Genomic DNA, 17,115 nt, shown 5'->3' with positions numbered 1-17,115 from the left:
CTAAGAACGCTCCATTCGTACGGGTACATGCACTTGTCGGAGCACGGACTGCAGCACGGACTGGGCGTTGGAACTATCCAAGCGCGCTTCGGGACGAAGCAGCAAACGATGCGTTAGCACATAAGGTGCCAGCGCCTTCACATCATCAGGCAGCACATAGTCACGGTTATCCTGAAAAGCGTAAGCCTTGGCAGCCATGACAAAAGCAAGTGCAGCCCGTGGACTCGCTCCCAGCAGCACAGATGGATGTTCTCTAGTCGCACGCACAATCTCGAGTAAATAGGACGTCACCGCTTCATCCATATAGATATCTCTAATTTCCTTCTGGATGTCAGCAATCTGTTCCATATGCGCTACAGCCTCCAGACGGTCAGCTGGCTGGCCCGTCTGATGATGAAGCAGCATGTTTCGCTCCGTCTCCAAATCAGGATAACCTAGGCTGATTTTGAGCATAAAGCGATCTAATTGTGCTTCAGGCAGCATATAAGTGCCTTCAAAATCAATCGGATTTTGAGTGGCACATAGCATAAAAGGATGCGGCAACATATGAGTGTCCCCATCCACCGTCACACTTCGTTCCTCCATAACCTCCAGCAGAGCCGACTGTGTTTTCGTCGTCGCTCGGTTAATTTCGTCTGCCAGCAAAATGTTAGTCATCACAGGGCCCGGACGGAAATAAAAACGCTCGTCCCGTGGATGAAATATAGATACCCCTGTAATATCACTCGGTAGAATATCAGGATTACATTGAACACGGCGATAATCACCACGCATGGATTTAGCAAGAGCCTTGATCATTTGCGTTTTCCCCGTACCCGGAACGTCCTCGATCAGAATGTGTCCACCCGCCAGCATAGCCGTAAGCAGTAATTTTATTTCAAAGGATTTACCTAATATGCATGATTCCAAATTAGAACGGATTGCAGATACAATCTGCACAGATTCTTGACGCACGGGCATAACTTTTGTAAACCTCCTAGATAGCAACATGTTTCCTATTATTGTACATGAAGGCGGACATAGAGTACACTTAACTCCCCCGCCCATATTATTCAAGCTCCTGCTTCTCTCGCACGTACTGTTTTTTCGGAACTTTCAGAAACTCAAAAACCCTTCGGTTATCAAATCCGAAGGGTTCGCATATACAATTATTTTAATTTTGTCATTTTCAAACAAACTGTTATATACTTCCTTTTGGACGAACGAACAAACATGCCAGAAAAGAGAAAATAATCGCTGAGGAAATCCCTGCACTTGTCACACTAAAGATCCCTGTAATAACACCAAGCCATCCGTCCTTTTCCAATTCGGTTAGTGCACCATGTACGAGTGAGTTACCAAAGCTGGTAATTGGAATCGTCGCACCCGCTCCGGCAAATTTGATGAGCGGATCATATATTCCGACAGCGTCCGCAATTGCACCTGCTACCACCAACGTGCTCATTGTGTGTGCCGGAGTCAGTTTAATGACATCCATCATCAACTGACCCACGACACAAATGGCACCGCCTACTAAAAAAGCCCATAAGTATATCATACTTTTCCTCCCGCTTCAAAAGCTACAGCATGTGCAACACAAGGAATGCTTTCACCTTGCTGTGTAGTCAAAGGAGATAATAATGCCCCGGTCGCCACGACCAGCACCTTTTGCAGTTCTCCTTTTTCGAGTCGCTTTAACAGATGCCCATAGGTTACAACAGCCGAGCATCCGCAACCACTTCCACCTGCAATGACCTTTTTTTGCTTATTGATGTCATAAATCAGTAAGCCACAATCATTAAATTCCGTCTGACTCATATCGAATCCATCTTTTTTGAGCAGCTCCTTGGCAATTGGCAGCCCTACAGAGGCTAAATCCCCTGTTACAATAAGGTCATAGTAGCCAGGGTCTCTGCCTGTATCCCGAAAATGGGACAAGAGCGTATCCGCCGCTGCTGGAGCCATGGCTCCCCCCATATTAAAGGGGTCTTTAATGCCCATATCCATTACACGCCCAATGGTAGCACAATCCACCACTGTCCCTGACTGAGCATGTCCTACAACGGCCGCCCCAGATCCGGTTACAGTATACTGAGCCGTGGGGGGCTTCTGTGCTCCATACTCATTAGGATAGCGGAATTGTTTTTCTACAGTACAGTTATGGCTGGCTGTCCCCGCCATGACGTAGTCGCCGGCCTCCGAATCCACAATAAGTGCGGCTAAAGCCAAACTTTCCATCGACGTTGAGCAGGCTCCGAAAACACCTAAATAGGGAATAGCAAGCTTGCTAGCCGTAAATGAGCTGCTGATAATCTGATTCATCAGATCACCACTTATGAAAAATTGAACTTCCTCTTTGTTTAAATTGGAATTAATTAGCGCCAACTCAGTAGAATGCTCAATTAATCTTCGTTCCGCTTTTTCCCATGTTTTCTCGTTTATTTCGATATTGTCATAAATATAATCGAAATCTGTAGACAGTGGCCCCTCTCCTTCATCCGGGCCTACGACAGTTGCACTACCAATGATGCGCGGTCTTGACTCAAACTTCCAGGTTTGTCCTCCCTGTCTTCTCATAAGTGATTGCCCCCCACACCGAGGATCGCGTAGATCACGCCCACGATAAATGCGGCTACAACACCGAATACGATAACTGAGCCTGCCAGCTTAAACATATTTGCACCCACTCCGAGTACCAATCCCTCAGAACGATACTCCAATGCAGCTGAGCACATCGAGTTAGCAAAACCCGTAATAGGTACCGCGGTTCCCGCTCCTGCCCATTGGGCAATCTTATCGTAGACCCCGATGCAGGTTAAAATAACAGACAACAAGATCATCATGGATGCAGTTGGTGCCGCAGCCTCTTTAGCGGGAATATGCATCCCTGCCATAAAAGCTTCCTGAATCGCCTGCCCAATCACACAGATGACGCCTCCAACCAGAAAAGCACGCACACAATTGGCAAATACTTTTCTGGAGGGTTCATGCTTTTGGGAAACACTTTGATAGTCTTTCTCATTTATGGACAACGGCGACGAATTGGTACGAAAACCGCGCTGTCCTGACTTAGCTGGCATCATTCACCACCCCTTATTCAAAAGTTCCGCGCTTGGCGGTTCAGTTGCTTGGCTCCTTAACATTATGAGCTTTTTGGGGAAATGTTATGTCAGGAAAATGATATCGTGGACATTCCGTACAAATCCATTCATACTGAATACAAGACGACCACTGGTTAATTAATAAGGAGTGAGGTATACATCATGGAAGCAAAAACATTGGAATTGTTTAAAACCTTAACAGAGTTCCCTTCCATCCCTGGACATGAGCGAGAGCTGCGGGCATGGGTTAAAGAACGAATATCCGGTTATACGGATGAAATCGTGCAGGATCGTTTGGGCAGTCTTTTTGGTGTGCTGCGCGGACAAGAAAGTGGACCACGTGTAATGGTGGCAGGCCATCTGGATGAAGTTGGTTTTATTGTGAATGGCATTACAGAAACTGGAATGATTCGCTTTCAGCCGGTTGGAGGCTGGTGGAGCCAAGCTATCATGTCACAACGTCTTCAAGTATTGACTCCCAATGGCCCCATTATCGGTGTAGTTGGCTCTATCTCACCGCACTTGCTCGATGAAGCACAACGGAGTAAGCCGATGGACATCAAGCATATGTACCTGGATATCGGCGTAGACAGCAGACAGGAAGCGCAAGATCTGGGAATTGTACCCGGAACGGCTATCGCCCCGATCTGTGAGTTCACTCCACTTGCAAATCCCAAAAAAATTATGGCTAAAGCATGGGACAATCGATATGGTGTAGGCCTGGCCATTGAGCTGCTGGAGGCATTACATAAAGAAAAGGATCAGCTTCCAAATACATTGTATGCAGGAGCTACGGTACAGGAGGAAGTGGGACTGCGCGGTGCGCGCACAGCTGCCAATCTGATTCAGCCGGATATTTTCTTTGCACTGGATTGCAGTGCTGCCAACGATATGGGTGGAGATCCGAATGCATACGGACAGCTTGGCAAAGGCGCACTGTTGCGTGTATTTGATCCAGGTATGATTACACACCGCGGAATTGTGGAGTACGTGCAAGACATGGCGGAAACTCACAAAATCAAGTACCAATATTTCATCTCCACTGGGGGAACGGACGCTGGTCAAGTGCACTTAAGCGGAATTGGTGTGCCATCCACCGTTATCGGCATATGTGGACGATACATTCATACTTCCTCGTCCATTATTCACACCGATGATTATGACGCGGCCAAAGAGCTGATCATTAAGCTCGTTCAAAACCTGGATCGTACAACACTGAATACCATTGTTGAACGAGCTTAGAAATGAACCGAAAATAGGAATCTACAAAAAACAGTCAAGACACATACAACGTGCACTTGACTGTTTTTTTAGATTAATAGCACCAAAAATATAGGAACTCAAAATAAATGCTTGTACCGAAGCAAAGCAATCACTACGAGAACGGCTGTTAAGGTAATACATACATTTTCTACCTTTGTTCCTTTCCGAGTTCCGGTGCTCATCAATTTAAACCGTAGCTTCCATTTGAAGGGTGGCAAAGGCTTAATTCCGTTATTTGTCAAGGAATCTGCCAATAAATGCAGCAAGTACGCCATACCTCCAGCCATCCATATGCTGTCGCCATGCAAACGTGTCGTGCCGTAAAGCAGCGCAGTCCATGCTGCTGTTCCATACACCGTATGCGTCAATCCTCGGTGCGGAACAAGCGTACATATGATCAACAGACACCCGGCGATATAATTCCATGGTGCATATGATTCCCCATACCAGGCTAGGCCGATACCAATTAGAAAAATGATACCTTTACGCATGGTTCGTGAAGGCATAAAAGAAGCGCTGACCATCAGCAAAGCCAAAACAAGATTCCAGGGCGGTGGAGCCAATTGGGTAAAAAACACCCACACCGCAGCACCAATCATTAGAAGCTGTATGAGTCTGAGCATTTTGTTCGGTAACGCACGGCTCACAAGCATGGAGTTAGGCTCATCAATATCCGGCAGCAATGAACCGACCACGGCGGCTGCCACAGCAGCTGGTGTCACTTCGTATCCACTTAAAGCTAATACCGACAGGGAGACCCCGGTTCCAATAATTAAATGGGCTCTTCCCATCATGATGCATAACATCCTTTCGTTGCAGCATACACAGAGTCGACATCACTCTATTTAAATCAGCATGATTCGATTGTATACGACATTCAAAAGGAGAACAATAGTTCGCTTATTCTATTTAAAAGACTTCATCCAAAAGTCCTAGTTTGTCCTCATTACTTATTCCTCCCTTTCTTACAGCCATTTCTTAAAAACACACCCTATGGCCTATGGGTAGATCAACGAAAATTTCCAATTGTTTATTTTGCCTCAAAGTCCTATTGTACAATTTGGAATATTAGGTAATATAGTGTTTATATTTACTATATAAATCTATTAAATGAACAAGGAGGAAATAATTGTGCGAGAAAAATCTATGTTCCGAAAGTTCAAAACGATCGGTCTGACGTCATTGCTAAGTATCGTATTGTTCGCCCTTCCCGCTTCAGCTGCTTGGAATGATACATACACGGGATATGCCACATATACAGGATCAGGTTACTCTGGAGGAGCATTACTGCTTGATCCTATCCCTTCTGATGCCAAAATTACAGCGCTTAACCCCACACAACTTAATTATAATGGAATCAAAGCCGCATTAGCTGGCGCCTATTTGGAAGTTCAAGGCCCTAAAGGAAAAACAACCGTATATGTAACAGATTTATACCCTGAGGGTCCAAGCGGCGCGCTCGATCTGTCACCGAATGCCTTCAATCTGATTGGTGATCAAAAGGATGGAAAAATCAATATTTCATGGAAAGTTGTCAAAGCTCCGGTGAGCGGCAATGTCTCCTATCGCATTAAAGAAGGCAGCAGCCAGTGGTGGGCAGCCATTCAAGTGCGCAATCATAAGTATCCGGTCTTAAAAATGGAAGTTCAACAAAACGGGCAATGGCTCAATCTCGAAAAACAGGATTACAATCACTTTTTGGGTACTAACTTAGGAAAACAGCCTCTGAAAATACGGATTACGGACATTCGCGGTGTTGTGCTCAACGATACTATCCCGGCTCTAGCGGAAAATGGCACAGGCCAAGCCTATATCGTTAAAGGTAACGTTCAATTTCCTGACTGATTGAAGATCAAAAAGCGCTGATCCAGGCGAGGCTCAGCGCTTTTTCGTCATTTCGAATTACCAACTTTCATCAGATGAAGGAGGCCGGGTCGGCGACTTATTTCCTTAAAAGACATATCCCCGTATGTTCGCCTCTATTCTTACTGGGCCGTTAAAATCAGCGGTCCGTCCGCCGTGACTGCGATCGTATGCTCATATTGCGCCGACAGCTTGCCGTCGGCCGTCCTCGCCGTCCACTGATCGTCGTCGATCGTGATACGAAACGTACCTTCGTTCAACATCGGTTCAATCGTAAATACCATGCCTTCCTTTAACCGAATGCCTTTGCCGGCTACGCCGATGTGCTCGTAGCTCGGCTCCTCGTGCAGGCTCCGCCCGATCCCGTGGGCCAACAGATCGCGTACGACCGAGAACCCGTTCGCTTCCGCATGCTGTTGAATCGCTGACGTTATGTCGCCGAGTCGGCCCCCGGGAAGCGCTCGGGCGATCCCCAGATCCAAGCATTCCTTTGTCACCTTCATTAATTTTTGCGCCTCCGGCCGGATATTGCCCACCGCATAGCACCAGCACGAATCGCCGAACCATCCGCCGTATTCCACCACGATGTCGAGCTTTAGCAAGTCACCGTCCATAAGCGTCTGGTTCGAAGGAATGCCGTGAGCCACCACATCGTTGACTGAAATGCAGGTTTCGGCAGGGAAACCGTTGTACCCTTTCGTAAACTGCTTGCCGCCCAGCTTGGTGATGTGTCTGGCAACAAAGTCATTGATTTCCTGGGTGGTGATCCCGGGCTCGATCAGTCTAGCCACCTCGCGGTAGCAGTCCGCAATGATTTGGCTCGCCGGTTTCATCTCTTCGATTTCCCTAGGTGATTTTAAAATAATCATCTTCCTTTATTCGCTCCTCATCCATTCTATAATTTTAAAAACTTGACGATATCCCTGGCCTCCTCGTGCAGCTTTCCGCGGCGCAGCGAAAGCGAGGCGCAGCCGACCAAGGCGGCCAGCAGCATCTCCGCGCGCTGTAGCCGATACGACAGCTCCGCTGCCTTTTCGCCGGAAGCTGTGGCTCCGTCCGCTACACGTCCGGTTTCCAGCAGCGCAGCAAGCGGCGCGAGCACCTCCCGGCGAAAGGCGACCGAGAGCGGGGCCGAGCGCCCTTCAGGCAGCGAGGCAAAGTCCTCACCGGCCAGCTTATGTAGCAGGTATAGGGCGTGGTCCTCCGCCCAGAGCTGCAGTAGCCGGACGCTGGCGGCAGCGACGGGGCCAAGCCCTGCGGCAGCAGCCGTTTCGCGGCTTGCCCTTCGGGAATCCGCGGCAGCCGAGTCCCCGGTGTCCGCTGCAGCAGCCAAGCCAAAATGCCCGCCCGCCGGCGCCTTCTCCGAGGCCAAAGCGCTCGGAGCTTCCATCCATCCTCCGGCTCGCTCCAACGCGTCCCATAGCAGATCGTGGAGCAAATTGCCCTTATTGCTGTAATAATGGTATACCGTGCCATAGCCGAGTCCCGCCTGCGCGGCCACATCGCGGATTTCCATTAAAGGCCCTTTATTTAAAAATACATCGGCAGCGGCTTTCCGGATTTGCTCCAGACGCCGCAGCCGGATCTCTTCGTTTTGTTCCTTCGTACGTGGACTCATCTCGTTCAATCACCTCTTTTATTTTTGACCTACTCTTATGTCAATATAAAACATCGGCTTACAAATAACAAGAGATTAGCTGGAGGATTGCCGGCTCAACCTAGAAATCTGTGCTTGATCAACGGATAGCAGGTTTCAGCACGTTATTTCAGATATGTGGACCTGTTTGCGCATGTACGCTCCCGCCCTTTTTACGAATAAATCATTATTTTTCACAAGGAATTGGTTTGTTCACTGTCCTGTTCATAAGATCATACGTATAATGAATACATAAATAGGGTGTACTTTACAGCTATGTGCACACAGACAGGAGGCCTGTTCAGATGAGCAATTTCAAAAAGCATCACAAGCTACACAGCAAATTGCTGGTCAGCATTACGTTATGCATAACACTAACGTTGCTGGTATCCACCACTGTATATTATTTTTACTATATTCGCGTGGAAAAGGAGCAGGCATTCGAAGCCAATCACAATAGCTTGACGTTGAGAAGCAAAGAGGTCATTAACATGACATCTATTGCTCAATCATTGGCATTCCAAATGTATCGCAGCAGTACCCTATCCAAGCTGTTGTATTACCCCAAGCCCAATGTATATGATGTAACCGCTGCCATGACCGAATTAAATAATTATCTTAACTCCATGCCTTATATTGAATCCATCTACGTGTATAACCCTAAAAGTGACACCTTCTACATTGCGTCCTCACAAGGCCAAAACGGGTTATTCAGCAAGCATGAACTGGCTGATACAGACATCATTCGCGTGCTGGATCATTATCAGGACTACAAACCCTTTACGCCTATTCCACGCACGTATCCGTTGCTGTCTGCCTCAGACTCCGAAGCTGGCGTAGAGCAAGCAAGCCCAAATATCGCAGCCTATACGTATTTATGCTATGACGCAATTAACTCGAACGAAACGATAAATTCGGCTGTGATTGTGAACGTGTCAGCGGCCTGGATGAACAAGGAAATGGCGTCGAATCCTATCTCAGGCGGGACTGCTTATATTTTAGACGATCAAGGCAGATTGTTGTCTGGTACAACGTTGACAGACGAAGCTTTGAACGAAAAAGAACAGCTATGGCTGCACACCAGGGTCAAAAAACAGGAAACAGGCTATTTTGTAGAAGACTTTTATGGTAAAAGATCACTGATTTCCTATACTTCCCCGGATGGATTAGGTTGGCAATATATTAGTGTCACACCATATGAAAGCGTTATCAAAATGGCGAGTGTTATTCGTAATGCCATGCTACTGATCGCAGCCATCATTGGAATGGCAGGATTTGTAGCTTCCTGGCTACTGTCCAAAATGCTGTATACACCTATTGGTCAAATTGTTGTGCATATGAATTCACTGGAATCGGAGAAACGCAACAGTATGTACACGATCCGGCAAAACATTTTACGGAATGTGATTCGCGGCATCCGAAATCTTCCTGCCGGCGAAGAACCGGAACGACTGCGTGAGCTTGGGATTACATTCCAGTTCGACAAAGATTATCGGCTTGTCCTCCTGCGCATAGATGAATATGCTCGATGGCAAAACGAACGCGGACCTGATCTGCTCCCCTACAAGTTTGCCATCATGAATATCGCTTCCGAAATATGCGGGCAAACATATCGGGTGGAGACCGTTGATATGGATGAGGATAGCGTCCTGTTGATGCTCAACATTTTAGACCCTGCAGAACATACAGACACGGTACTACTGGAGACCCTATTACGCCAAATACGCGAAGCTTGTCTCGAATATTTGAAGCTAAGTGTATCACTAACCTACAGTGTAATTACAAGTCAACCAGAACAGTTGCATCTGCTATACCGCCAGGTAGACAACGCATCTATGCATCGTTTTTTTCAGGGACATGGCTGTATTATTAATGCGCGAAGCACTACAGATGAAGATGTCCAAAATACTTATGTATTTCCATCAGATAAAGAAAAAAAATTATTAGATACATTGCTATCTGGTCATACGGAGGATGCACACCAGATGTTCAAAGACCTGTTGATGCATATGGAGCAATATCCGTTTTCCTCTGTTCGGGTGGCAATATCCCGGCTTATCATGAGTGTGAATAATGCCGTTCGGCACATAAGTGAGCTCAATGGATTGGCTATCGAATCTAAACCTGACTTACCATCCGCAGATCGATTAGAGACCGCCGAGGACCTTATTGATCATTACCAATTGGTCTTTGATCAGGTTCGCTCCAGTCTAGCGGAAAAACGAAATACGAAGCAAGAACGCTTGGTGCAACAGATCAATGAGCGAATGGAACAGGCCTATACAGATCCTAATTTCTGTCTCAATCAGATTGCGGAAGAACTCGATTTGTCTCCAATTTATGTAAGTAGGCTTTATAAGCAACAAACCATGTCCACCATTGTGGACGTCATCCAGCAGCTCCGTATTCGCAAGGCCTGTGAGCTGCTGGAACAGACCGACTGGTCGGTGGCTGACGTGGCAGAACAAACCGGATTTGCGAGTAGCTCTTATTTCCACCGTATGTTCAAACGCAGCCTGGGCGTGACACCCACAGATTTTCGCCGTTCTAAAGCAAATGCGCAATAGGCGACATCAAAAAAGCAAGCCTCCAACTTTCTGGAGACTTGCTTTTCTGCTTAGATCACAGCTGTTTACGTTTTATTTGATCCCCTTCTCCTTCACATAAGCTTCCCATTGTTTTGTATATTCGGTTTGAATTTTTTCCAAACCCGCTTGGTTCGCCTTTTGCATGAAAGTCTCAAGACCTTGATCAACGTTGTCGATCAGTCCAGCTTGGAGCGGGTACAGGTATTGCTTCTCAACCTGTTCCAACGCCGCTTTTTCTGCTTGGTAGGTCGTATAGTCCTCTGCAAAACCGGTAAACAGGTCAGGCTTCTGGATTTTATCCAGCTCCGCAAAAATCTTCTTCACACGGTCGAAACCTGAATCAAACAGCATGTATTCCGGGTTACGCCAAGCCCAGCTGTTCATGCCTTCCCGTGAAAATCCATTCGTACTGCCGCTACCTATCATATGATAGTAACCATCTTTGACTTCGTAGTTTTTGCCTTCGATACCATATTGCGTAAGCAAATTATAGCGTTTGTCTGTTACCAGCTTTTCATAAAAGGCCAATGCACGGGCTGGGTTCGGGCTACTTTTTGGAATTGCAAAGCCATTATGAATCGGATGCACCGGCGTTGCATAGCCTGTTGTCAGCGGGAATGGATAGTACTCAAGCTTCCAGTCGGGATGAGATGCTTTGAGCTTAATGACCATATCATTAAACCGGGTTGGATTGTCGCCGAAAATACTCGCAGCTTTACCAGAAGTGACCTGATCCTGAAGTGTATCTTTTACGTTTAATACGTTTTTAGGAATGAATCCTTTATCAGCCCAGCGTTTGTAGGTGTTCAGCTCTTCTTTTTGTTCATCTGAGCCCCAATATTTGTATACCTCTGTTGGTTTTTCATATTTGATGCCAATGCCATAAGGCAAAGCACCTATACTCTTCGTGACTAATTCGGTATAGCGATCATGCAGATTTCCCTTGATATCGCTGTTCAAAGATACCGTTTTCATACTAGGCTCATGCTGACGTATCCCGTCCATGTAAGCCTCGTAACTTTTGATGTCTGTCGGTTTAGGCAAATTGTACTTTTCGCGTAAATCTTCACGCCATACAAAACCGTTTGTGACATATTCTTTGTACGTGCCAGGCACGGTATAAATTTTGCCTCCGATTTTAACCCCATCCCACATGTCCTGAGGCACGAATTTTTGTAAGGCAGGTGCGGCCTTAGGCAGTAGATCGTCTAGCGGAAGGAATGCACCCTTCTTGGCATAGGCCTGATACTGCGTCCAATCTGCAGTGAAGATCAGGTCGATAGGCTGACCCGAAGACAGTAACAGCTTATATTTTTGATCCCAGTCTGTCCACGTTGTATAGTTAAATTTGACGGTGGCATTCAGATCTTTTTCTGCCAACTTATTAATCTCTGCCTCAATGCTAGACAGGTCCTTAGGAGCATCACCCAGCATATAAAATTGCAGCTGTACTTTTTGGGCTTTATCATCCTCTCCATTTGCTTTTTGTGCGCTGTTTCCGCTACCGCCCCCACATCCGGCCAAGAGCGCCATGATAACCATTACTGCAATCAGGATGGACATGCGTTGTTTTCTTTTCTTTGTGATTGTCATGTGAATCCTCCCTTTGAAATGGTAGTCCGTTTAAATAAAACGCTTACAAAAAGTGCTGCTTGGATGGCACAATGTCAGCACATCATGCCATCTCAGCCTTTAGTGCTGCTTATCCTTTTACCGCACCAATCGTCAGCCCCTTGACAAAGTAACGCTGAATGAACGGGTACAGTAGTAAAATGGGACCCGTAACCACGATCGCCATTGCCATTTTGGTCGACTCTGTCGGCATATCGTTGGACAGGGACACGCCGGTACCTGCACCCATTTGAGCAATAAATTGCATGGAGTTAATGACATTATACAGATAGTATTGCAACTGGTATTTATGCGGGTCATTAATAAAGAGTGAGGATGAGAACCAGTCATTCCAGTAAGCCAAAGCCAGAAACAGCCCCACAGTAGCAATACCCGGTGTAGATAAAGGCAGTACAATTCGGTAGTAAATTTTAAAATCACCCGCACCGTCTATTTTAGCAGACTCGAACAGTTCTTCCGGCATCGAGGAACGAATGAAGTTTTTCATCAAAATGATCAGAAATGGAGTCATTAATCCCGGGAAAATAAGCACTGTATACGTATCTAGCAGCCCCAAATACTTCGTGAGCATAATGTACCAAGGTACTAAGCCGCCTCCGAACAACGTCGTAAAGTAAATATAGAATGAAAACGCGTTGCGGTATTTAAAATCTTTACGTGCCAGCACATACCCAGCCATCGTCATCAGGAACAGGCCCAGCGTCGTACCTACAACCGTAGTAAAAATCGTCACCCCGTACGCCCTTAACACCTCTTCAGGAAAGGTGAACACCGTCCGGTATCCTTCCAGCGAGAATTGCTGTGGAATAAAGTGATAGCCATCCCTGATAATCGATTCATTACTGGTTAGTGAAGCTGAAATAATAAGTAGGAACGGGAGTAAACAGGCAATGGATGCCACAATGATAATCACATAAGAGATGATTTTAAATAGTCGAGTGTATACATCTTCTTTGATCGCCATCCGTTTGGGTCCTCCTTTCTAGAATAAGGCATATTCGTCGTTCAGCTTGCGGATGATGTAGTTCACAGTCATGATCAGTACAAATCCGAACAGGGATTGATACACACCTGCGGCTGAAGCCATCCCCACATCAAAAGTTACTTTCAAGGAACGATACACATAAGTGTCCAAAATATCCGTCGTATTGTACAACACACCGTTGTTACCGATTAACTGATAGAACAGATCGAATTGTCCTTTCATAATGCTACCCAGCGCAAATAACAGTAGCACAACGAATGTCGACTTGAGCATAGGAACGGTAATGTACCAGATTCGTTGGAAAATGTTAGCTCCGTCTATTTTAGCTGCCTCATAATATTCGTCACTGATCCCTGTGATCGCTGCCAGGTAGATTACCATACTGTAGCCGAGATTTTTCCACAAATAGAACAGGATAATCAGGAAAATCCACACCCATGGTTTGTTATACACATCCACGCGTTCACCACCGAGTTGCACCAGCAACGTGTTCAGAAAACCATTATCATAATTAAATATGTTGTACACGATGACACTTAGAATAACGAAGGAAACAAAATACGGCAGAAACATCACAGATTGAGTGATCTTTTTAAAGTAGCGGCCTTGCAACTCATTCAGCAAAATAGCGAGGACAATCGCTAACACGTTGCCGAGTAAGATAAATGCCGCGTTGTATCCAACTGTATTCAATGTCAATTTGGTCAGCGTGCCGGATTGCCATAGAAAGCGAAAATTCTGGAGTCCGACAAACTGGGCCTCAAAAAGGCTGGTATTGAAGTCGAACTGTGTAAATGCATAATAGATGCCGACCATAGGAATGTACGAATTTATGAAGAAAAAGATTAAAGTAGGTAACAACATCAGAAATAATACTCGATTGCGAATCAGTTCATAGAAAAAACCGTGTTTCCTGCCTGTTCCCAGCCTATCGTTCAAGCGGGAATCCGTCGTAAGCATTGCAGAATTTTTGGGCATAGGCTGATTCAATGTGAGTCACTCCCCCTCTATATACATTACCGACCGCAAGGTTTGTAGCATCGCCGCCGTATGACTATATATTATGTAAGCGCATTCAAAATGAAAAGTGAAACCTCTCATGCTTCATGAACAAAGGAGTGTCCAGAGGAGTGAACAATTCGGATATTTGTGAAGTTTTATGTAATATGAGGCGCCTGATCGACGCCTTAAGCCTATTATAAAGCACATTTGGACGATCTGCTCTATTCCTTTTGCCCACCCTGAAAAGTGGTTTCATCCTGTTTCACCCGAACTCCAGTTTTCTTGGCCTGCTCCAACAACTCAGCGGCATTATCCTGCGGCTTATATCCAATTAGTTCTTCCAAGTAACCAATGTCATAATAATTATCCGTATTGGCTGACGTACCGTACAAATTAAGATAACTCATCTCCGAAGGGGCCTCGATACAGCAGACGGTCAGATGAATCATATCGCGCTCGGAGATCCATATATGAGCAGCACGCTCCGAATGCGGCCGATCGTCCCCAGGAAAATTACCGATGCGGATATTCATTGAAGATATTTTGCCCTGATCGGCATACAGCCGTCCCAACAGTTCAATATAGCACTTACTCAATCCATAAAAGCTATCAGGTCGGTAAGGATCCTCTACATCTATCGCTTCGCCTACTTTATAAAACCCTGTGGCATGATTGGAACTGGCAAAAATAATGCGCTTCACCCCATTTTTGACCGCAGCTTCATACAGCTTATACGCTCCGCTTACATTGCCAGACAGCACTTTACCGAGGAAATCCCCCTCATCCTTAATCCATGCAAAATGAAGTACCGTATCCACTCCATGTGTAAGCTCAGCCAACCTTACAGTATCATGTATATCCAGTTCGACAATCCCTGCTTCTTCATCCCTCATTACATCGGCAGCGGTTATTTCATATTTTCCTTCCGCTTTTAGTCCTTCATAGAGTACTTTCCCAATTGTGCCCGCTGCCCCTGTTATCAATAATTTCCGTGCCATCGTCCGCATCTCCCTTCTTTATGTGTCAGTGTGCTGTCATCCATAGCTTAACCAACTCCCTAAAGAGGGAACCTTGATACCATCATTCGCTGCATTCTGTCAGCTATAAAAAAGGACTCTGCTACCTGAGCAAAGTCCTTACTTATTACTTTTTTAAGATATTAATTTCAAGCTTGCTGTACTACCCTCACTCTGCGATTAACCAGATAAATGCTAAAACCGATCAATACCAGACCAATCAACAGAAAAGCCGTAATCGATTCGTGAAGCAGCATAGAACTGACAAATACCGAAATCACCGGCACCAAAAACGTATAGGAAGCGACCTTACTGGCATCTCCCGAATTGACCAGCGTGAAATACAGCAGCCAGGACAGTGAAATTCCCAGCACAGTCCCGAACACCAGTCCTGACACATATGGAACATTCCATACGATGTCTGACCAGCTTTCCGCTACCGATCCAGCTCCTGTCAACACGATGCCTCCAAGTGTACATTGAAATGCGACCAGCCACAACGAATCCACACGCTTGTTAACCTTTTTCACATACACGGTTCCCAACGCCCAGCTCACCGCTGTAACAATGGCAATAATTACACCTGCAATAGCCACATGTCCTGAAAAGCCTCCGACACTGACAGCTGCCACGCCCAGAAATCCAATGATCAATCCAATCACTTTGAGCTTGGACATTGCTTCCCCCAGCCACATCCATGCAAAAATGCCAACCAGCACAGGCTGAAGATATACCAGCACAGAGAACAGGCCAGATGGAACATACATGAGCCCCACGGTTTGCAAGCCATAAAACAGTACTACGTTAAAAATACCTGAAATAGCATACACCCGCCAATTTTCTTTCCAGCAAATGCGATTCCATCTCGGTGCTAAAATCGCTCCCAATAGCAGACCACCCAACAGTGTGCGTAGTCCTGCAAACAAAAGGGGAGGCGTGAATTCCAGTGCAACTTTATAGATGGGCCAAGAAATGCCCCACAATACAACCAGTAGCGCGATCATCATTATCCGCTTGGCTGTCGTTAACTCTCCCATGATGCTCTCGCTCCTCTATGAAAAAAATCACTAGACTTTATATATTACGCCTACGGGACAACTTTATCAAACAAAAATATATAGGGAAAAGCTCCGCTTCTCCAGTGCGCTTGTTCATGGGATAGGGTTCCGAACAGAGGAATCCAGTCTTTGGCCTATGTTACAATGTACCCAATAGATAAAGCTTATAAGGATAGGAGGGTGTCTGCACTTGATTTATTTCATCAAATTTTTATACAGCTTCGTGCTTCCTCCCGGTTTGTTCATCCTCGTGATGGCAGGGCTTGTAATCTGGCTATGGAAACGGGCGCGTAAACCTGCTGTGGTACTGCTCTTTGTTACATTGCTGCTGTATGTTTCATCGACCAATTTGGCTGGAGATTTGTTAATCCGTAGTCTGGAAAAGCAGTATCCACAGCCCAATACCGTTCAAGGCGATGTTATTGTCGTACTTGGGGGCGGAGCTACAGAGGGAACTCCCGACATCAATGGACAAGGTAATCTGTTAGGGTCTGCGGCCAACCGACTGCTCACTGCGGCTAGACTTCATGAAGCAACAGGTCTACCTATTCTTTTTTCCGGTGGACAAGTGTTTGGAGACAGTGGTAACGAAGCGAATATTGCGCAGAGACAGCTAGTAGGACTCGGTATTCCTGCAAAGGACATCTTCATTGAAAACCGTTCCTTGAATACACGGCAAAATGCCGAATATACCTCCCAAATTTTAAAACAGCACCAGCTCACAAAACCTATTCTGGTGACCTCCGCATTCCATATGCCCCGTGCTGCACTGGAATTTCAGCGTGCAGGTATGCAAGCCACAGCTTATCCAACCGACTATCTGGCAAGTGGAACATTGTCACTGTATGCTGCCAAGCTCTCACCGTCGGCTGGGGCTATCTCTACAACCGGGACAGCCCTCAAGGAGTATTTAGGAATTTTAGCATTAAAGCTTAAATAATGGGATACGCAGGTGTAAAACAAACACAGCACAAACAAGCGTCCTGATCGCT

At 46.1% G+C, this 17,115-nt stretch carries 16 protein-coding genes; 4 read left to right on the top strand and 12 right to left on the bottom strand.

The window, feature by feature from the left end; all coding sequences use genetic code 11:
* The 4 genes from ABEW32_RS03860 to spoVAC all read right to left on the bottom strand — a co-directional run bounded on the left by ABEW32_RS03860 (position 1) and on the right by spoVAC (position 3,059).
* Entirely contained in the window at positions 1-960 is a 960-nt protein-coding gene (locus tag ABEW32_RS03860; RefSeq protein ID WP_430184870.1) for an AAA family ATPase, read from the bottom strand.
* 220 nt (positions 961-1,180) lie between these two features.
* Positions 1,181-1,537 carry a stage V sporulation protein AE gene (spoVAE, locus tag ABEW32_RS03855; protein WP_430184868.1) on the bottom strand — a complete coding sequence of 119 codons (357 nt, stop codon included), beginning with the start codon at positions 1,535-1,537 and terminating at the stop codon, positions 1,181-1,183.
* Positions 1,534-2,556 carry a stage V sporulation protein AD gene (spoVAD, locus tag ABEW32_RS03850; RefSeq protein ID WP_430184866.1) on the bottom strand — a complete coding sequence of 341 codons (1,023 nt, stop codon included), beginning with the start codon at positions 2,554-2,556 and terminating at the stop codon, positions 1,534-1,536. The genes spoVAE and spoVAD overlap by 4 nt, the downstream gene beginning before the upstream one ends.
* A complete protein-coding gene (gene spoVAC / locus ABEW32_RS03845; RefSeq protein WP_430185341.1) occupies positions 2,553-3,059 on the bottom strand; it encodes a stage V sporulation protein AC in 507 nt (168 codons plus the stop codon). The genes spoVAD and spoVAC overlap by 4 nt, the downstream gene beginning before the upstream one ends.
* A 183-nt stretch (positions 3,060-3,242) precedes the next feature.
* Here spoVAC and ABEW32_RS03840 point away from each other — a divergent pair, with 183 nt between their 5' ends.
* Entirely contained in the window at positions 3,243-4,322 is a 1,080-nt protein-coding gene (locus ABEW32_RS03840) for a M42 family metallopeptidase (RefSeq protein ID WP_430184864.1), read from the top strand.
* Positions 4,323-4,420: 98 nt separating this feature from the next.
* On the opposite strand, the gene ABEW32_RS03835 is transcribed toward ABEW32_RS03840, so the two are convergent.
* Positions 4,421-5,137 carry a metal-dependent hydrolase gene (locus tag ABEW32_RS03835; protein ID WP_430184862.1) on the bottom strand — a complete coding sequence of 239 codons (717 nt, stop codon included), beginning with the start codon at positions 5,135-5,137 and terminating at the stop codon, positions 4,421-4,423.
* A 337-nt stretch (positions 5,138-5,474) separates the two neighbouring features.
* Here ABEW32_RS03835 and exlX point away from each other — a divergent pair, with 337 nt between their 5' ends.
* Complete coding sequence (exlX, locus tag ABEW32_RS03830) at positions 5,475-6,188, top strand: expansin ExlX (RefSeq protein ID WP_430184860.1); 714 nt, start codon at positions 5,475-5,477, stop codon at positions 6,186-6,188.
* A gap of 140 nt (positions 6,189-6,328) precedes the next feature.
* Here the strand turns inward: exlX and map are convergent, their stop codons facing one another.
* Both map and ABEW32_RS03820 read right to left on the bottom strand, forming a co-directional pair.
* Positions 6,329-7,075, bottom strand: coding sequence for a type I methionyl aminopeptidase (map, locus tag ABEW32_RS03825; RefSeq protein ID WP_430184858.1), 747 nt, complete (start codon positions 7,073-7,075; stop codon positions 6,329-6,331).
* Between the two features lie 26 nt (positions 7,076-7,101).
* Positions 7,102-7,824 carry a TetR/AcrR family transcriptional regulator gene (locus tag ABEW32_RS03820; RefSeq protein ID WP_430184856.1) on the bottom strand — a complete coding sequence of 241 codons (723 nt, stop codon included), beginning with the start codon at positions 7,822-7,824 and terminating at the stop codon, positions 7,102-7,104.
* 323 nt (positions 7,825-8,147) lie between these two features.
* Between ABEW32_RS03820 and ABEW32_RS03815 the strand changes: the two genes are divergently transcribed.
* A complete protein-coding gene (locus tag ABEW32_RS03815) occupies positions 8,148-10,409 on the top strand; it encodes an AraC family transcriptional regulator (protein WP_430184854.1) in 2,262 nt (753 codons plus the stop codon).
* A gap of 72 nt (positions 10,410-10,481) precedes the next feature.
* Here the strand turns inward: ABEW32_RS03815 and ABEW32_RS03810 are convergent, their stop codons facing one another.
* From ABEW32_RS03810 to ABEW32_RS03790, 5 genes are all read right to left on the bottom strand, one after another.
* Positions 10,482-12,023, bottom strand: a complete 1,542-nt coding sequence (locus ABEW32_RS03810; RefSeq protein ID WP_430184852.1) for an extracellular solute-binding protein — start codon at positions 12,021-12,023, stop codon at positions 10,482-10,484.
* A gap of 109 nt (positions 12,024-12,132) precedes the next feature.
* Positions 12,133-13,026 (bottom strand): carbohydrate ABC transporter permease, encoded by an 894-nt coding sequence (locus ABEW32_RS03805; protein WP_016821652.1) that lies wholly within the window; start codon positions 13,024-13,026, stop codon positions 12,133-12,135.
* An 18-nt stretch (positions 13,027-13,044) separates the two neighbouring features.
* The gene (locus tag ABEW32_RS03800) at positions 13,045-14,037 is read right to left on the bottom strand and encodes an ABC transporter permease (protein WP_430184849.1); all 993 of its coding nucleotides are present in this window, start codon (positions 14,035-14,037) and stop codon (positions 13,045-13,047) included.
* 233 nt (positions 14,038-14,270) lie between these two features.
* Positions 14,271-15,047: an NAD-dependent epimerase/dehydratase family protein gene (locus ABEW32_RS03795; protein WP_430184847.1), complete on the bottom strand. Its 777-nt coding sequence runs from the start codon at positions 15,045-15,047 to the stop codon at positions 14,271-14,273.
* Between the two features lie 167 nt (positions 15,048-15,214).
* Positions 15,215-16,102, bottom strand: coding sequence for a DMT family transporter (locus tag ABEW32_RS03790; RefSeq protein WP_430184845.1), 888 nt, complete (start codon positions 16,100-16,102; stop codon positions 15,215-15,217).
* A gap of 211 nt (positions 16,103-16,313) precedes the next feature.
* Here ABEW32_RS03790 and ABEW32_RS03785 point away from each other — a divergent pair, with 211 nt between their 5' ends.
* The gene (locus ABEW32_RS03785) at positions 16,314-17,063 is read left to right on the top strand and encodes a YdcF family protein (protein ID WP_430184844.1); all 750 of its coding nucleotides are present in this window, start codon (positions 16,314-16,316) and stop codon (positions 17,061-17,063) included.
* Positions 17,064-17,115 lie beyond the last annotated feature (52 nt).

Source organism: Paenibacillus jamilae (genome assembly GCF_050482105.1).
In the GTDB taxonomy this organism is placed as follows: Bacteria; Bacillota; Bacilli; order Paenibacillales; family Paenibacillaceae; genus Paenibacillus; species Paenibacillus jamilae_B.
Note: the sequence above shows the minus strand (reverse complement) of the source record. Positions and strands in the feature narration are given on the sequence as shown.

What these genes read in the sequence shown, in the direction of transcription:
- ABEW32_RS03860 (WP_430184870.1), bottom strand. Translation starts at nt 960, where the DNA reads ATGCCCGTGCGTCAAGAATCTGTGCAGATTGTATCTGCAATCCGTTCT.
- spoVAE (WP_430184868.1), bottom strand. Translation starts at nt 1,537, where the DNA reads ATGATATACTTATGGGCTTTTTTAGTAGGCGGTGCCATTTGTGTCGTG.
- spoVAD (WP_430184866.1), bottom strand. Translation starts at nt 2,556, where the DNA reads ATGAGAAGACAGGGAGGACAAACCTGGAAGTTTGAGTCAAGACCGCGC.
- spoVAC (WP_430185341.1), bottom strand. Translation starts at nt 3,059, where the DNA reads ATGCCAGCTAAGTCAGGACAGCGCGGTTTTCGTACCAATTCGTCGCCG.
- ABEW32_RS03840 (WP_430184864.1), top strand. Translation starts at nt 3,243, where the DNA reads ATGGAAGCAAAAACATTGGAATTGTTTAAAACCTTAACAGAGTTCCCT.
- ABEW32_RS03835 (WP_430184862.1), bottom strand. Translation starts at nt 5,137, where the DNA reads ATGATGGGAAGAGCCCATTTAATTATTGGAACCGGGGTCTCCCTGTCG.
- map (WP_430184858.1), bottom strand. Translation starts at nt 7,075, where the DNA reads ATGATTATTTTAAAATCACCTAGGGAAATCGAAGAGATGAAACCGGCG.
- ABEW32_RS03820 (WP_430184856.1), bottom strand. Translation starts at nt 7,824, where the DNA reads ATGAGTCCACGTACGAAGGAACAAAACGAAGAGATCCGGCTGCGGCGT.
- ABEW32_RS03815 (WP_430184854.1), top strand. Translation starts at nt 8,148, where the DNA reads ATGAGCAATTTCAAAAAGCATCACAAGCTACACAGCAAATTGCTGGTC.
- ABEW32_RS03810 (WP_430184852.1), bottom strand. Translation starts at nt 12,023, where the DNA reads ATGACAATCACAAAGAAAAGAAAACAACGCATGTCCATCCTGATTGCA.
- ABEW32_RS03805 (WP_016821652.1), bottom strand. Translation starts at nt 13,026, where the DNA reads ATGGCGATCAAAGAAGATGTATACACTCGACTATTTAAAATCATCTCT.
- ABEW32_RS03795 (WP_430184847.1), bottom strand. Translation starts at nt 15,047, where the DNA reads ATGGCACGGAAATTATTGATAACAGGGGCAGCGGGCACAATTGGGAAA.
- ABEW32_RS03790 (WP_430184845.1), bottom strand. Translation starts at nt 16,102, where the DNA reads ATGGGAGAGTTAACGACAGCCAAGCGGATAATGATGATCGCGCTACTG.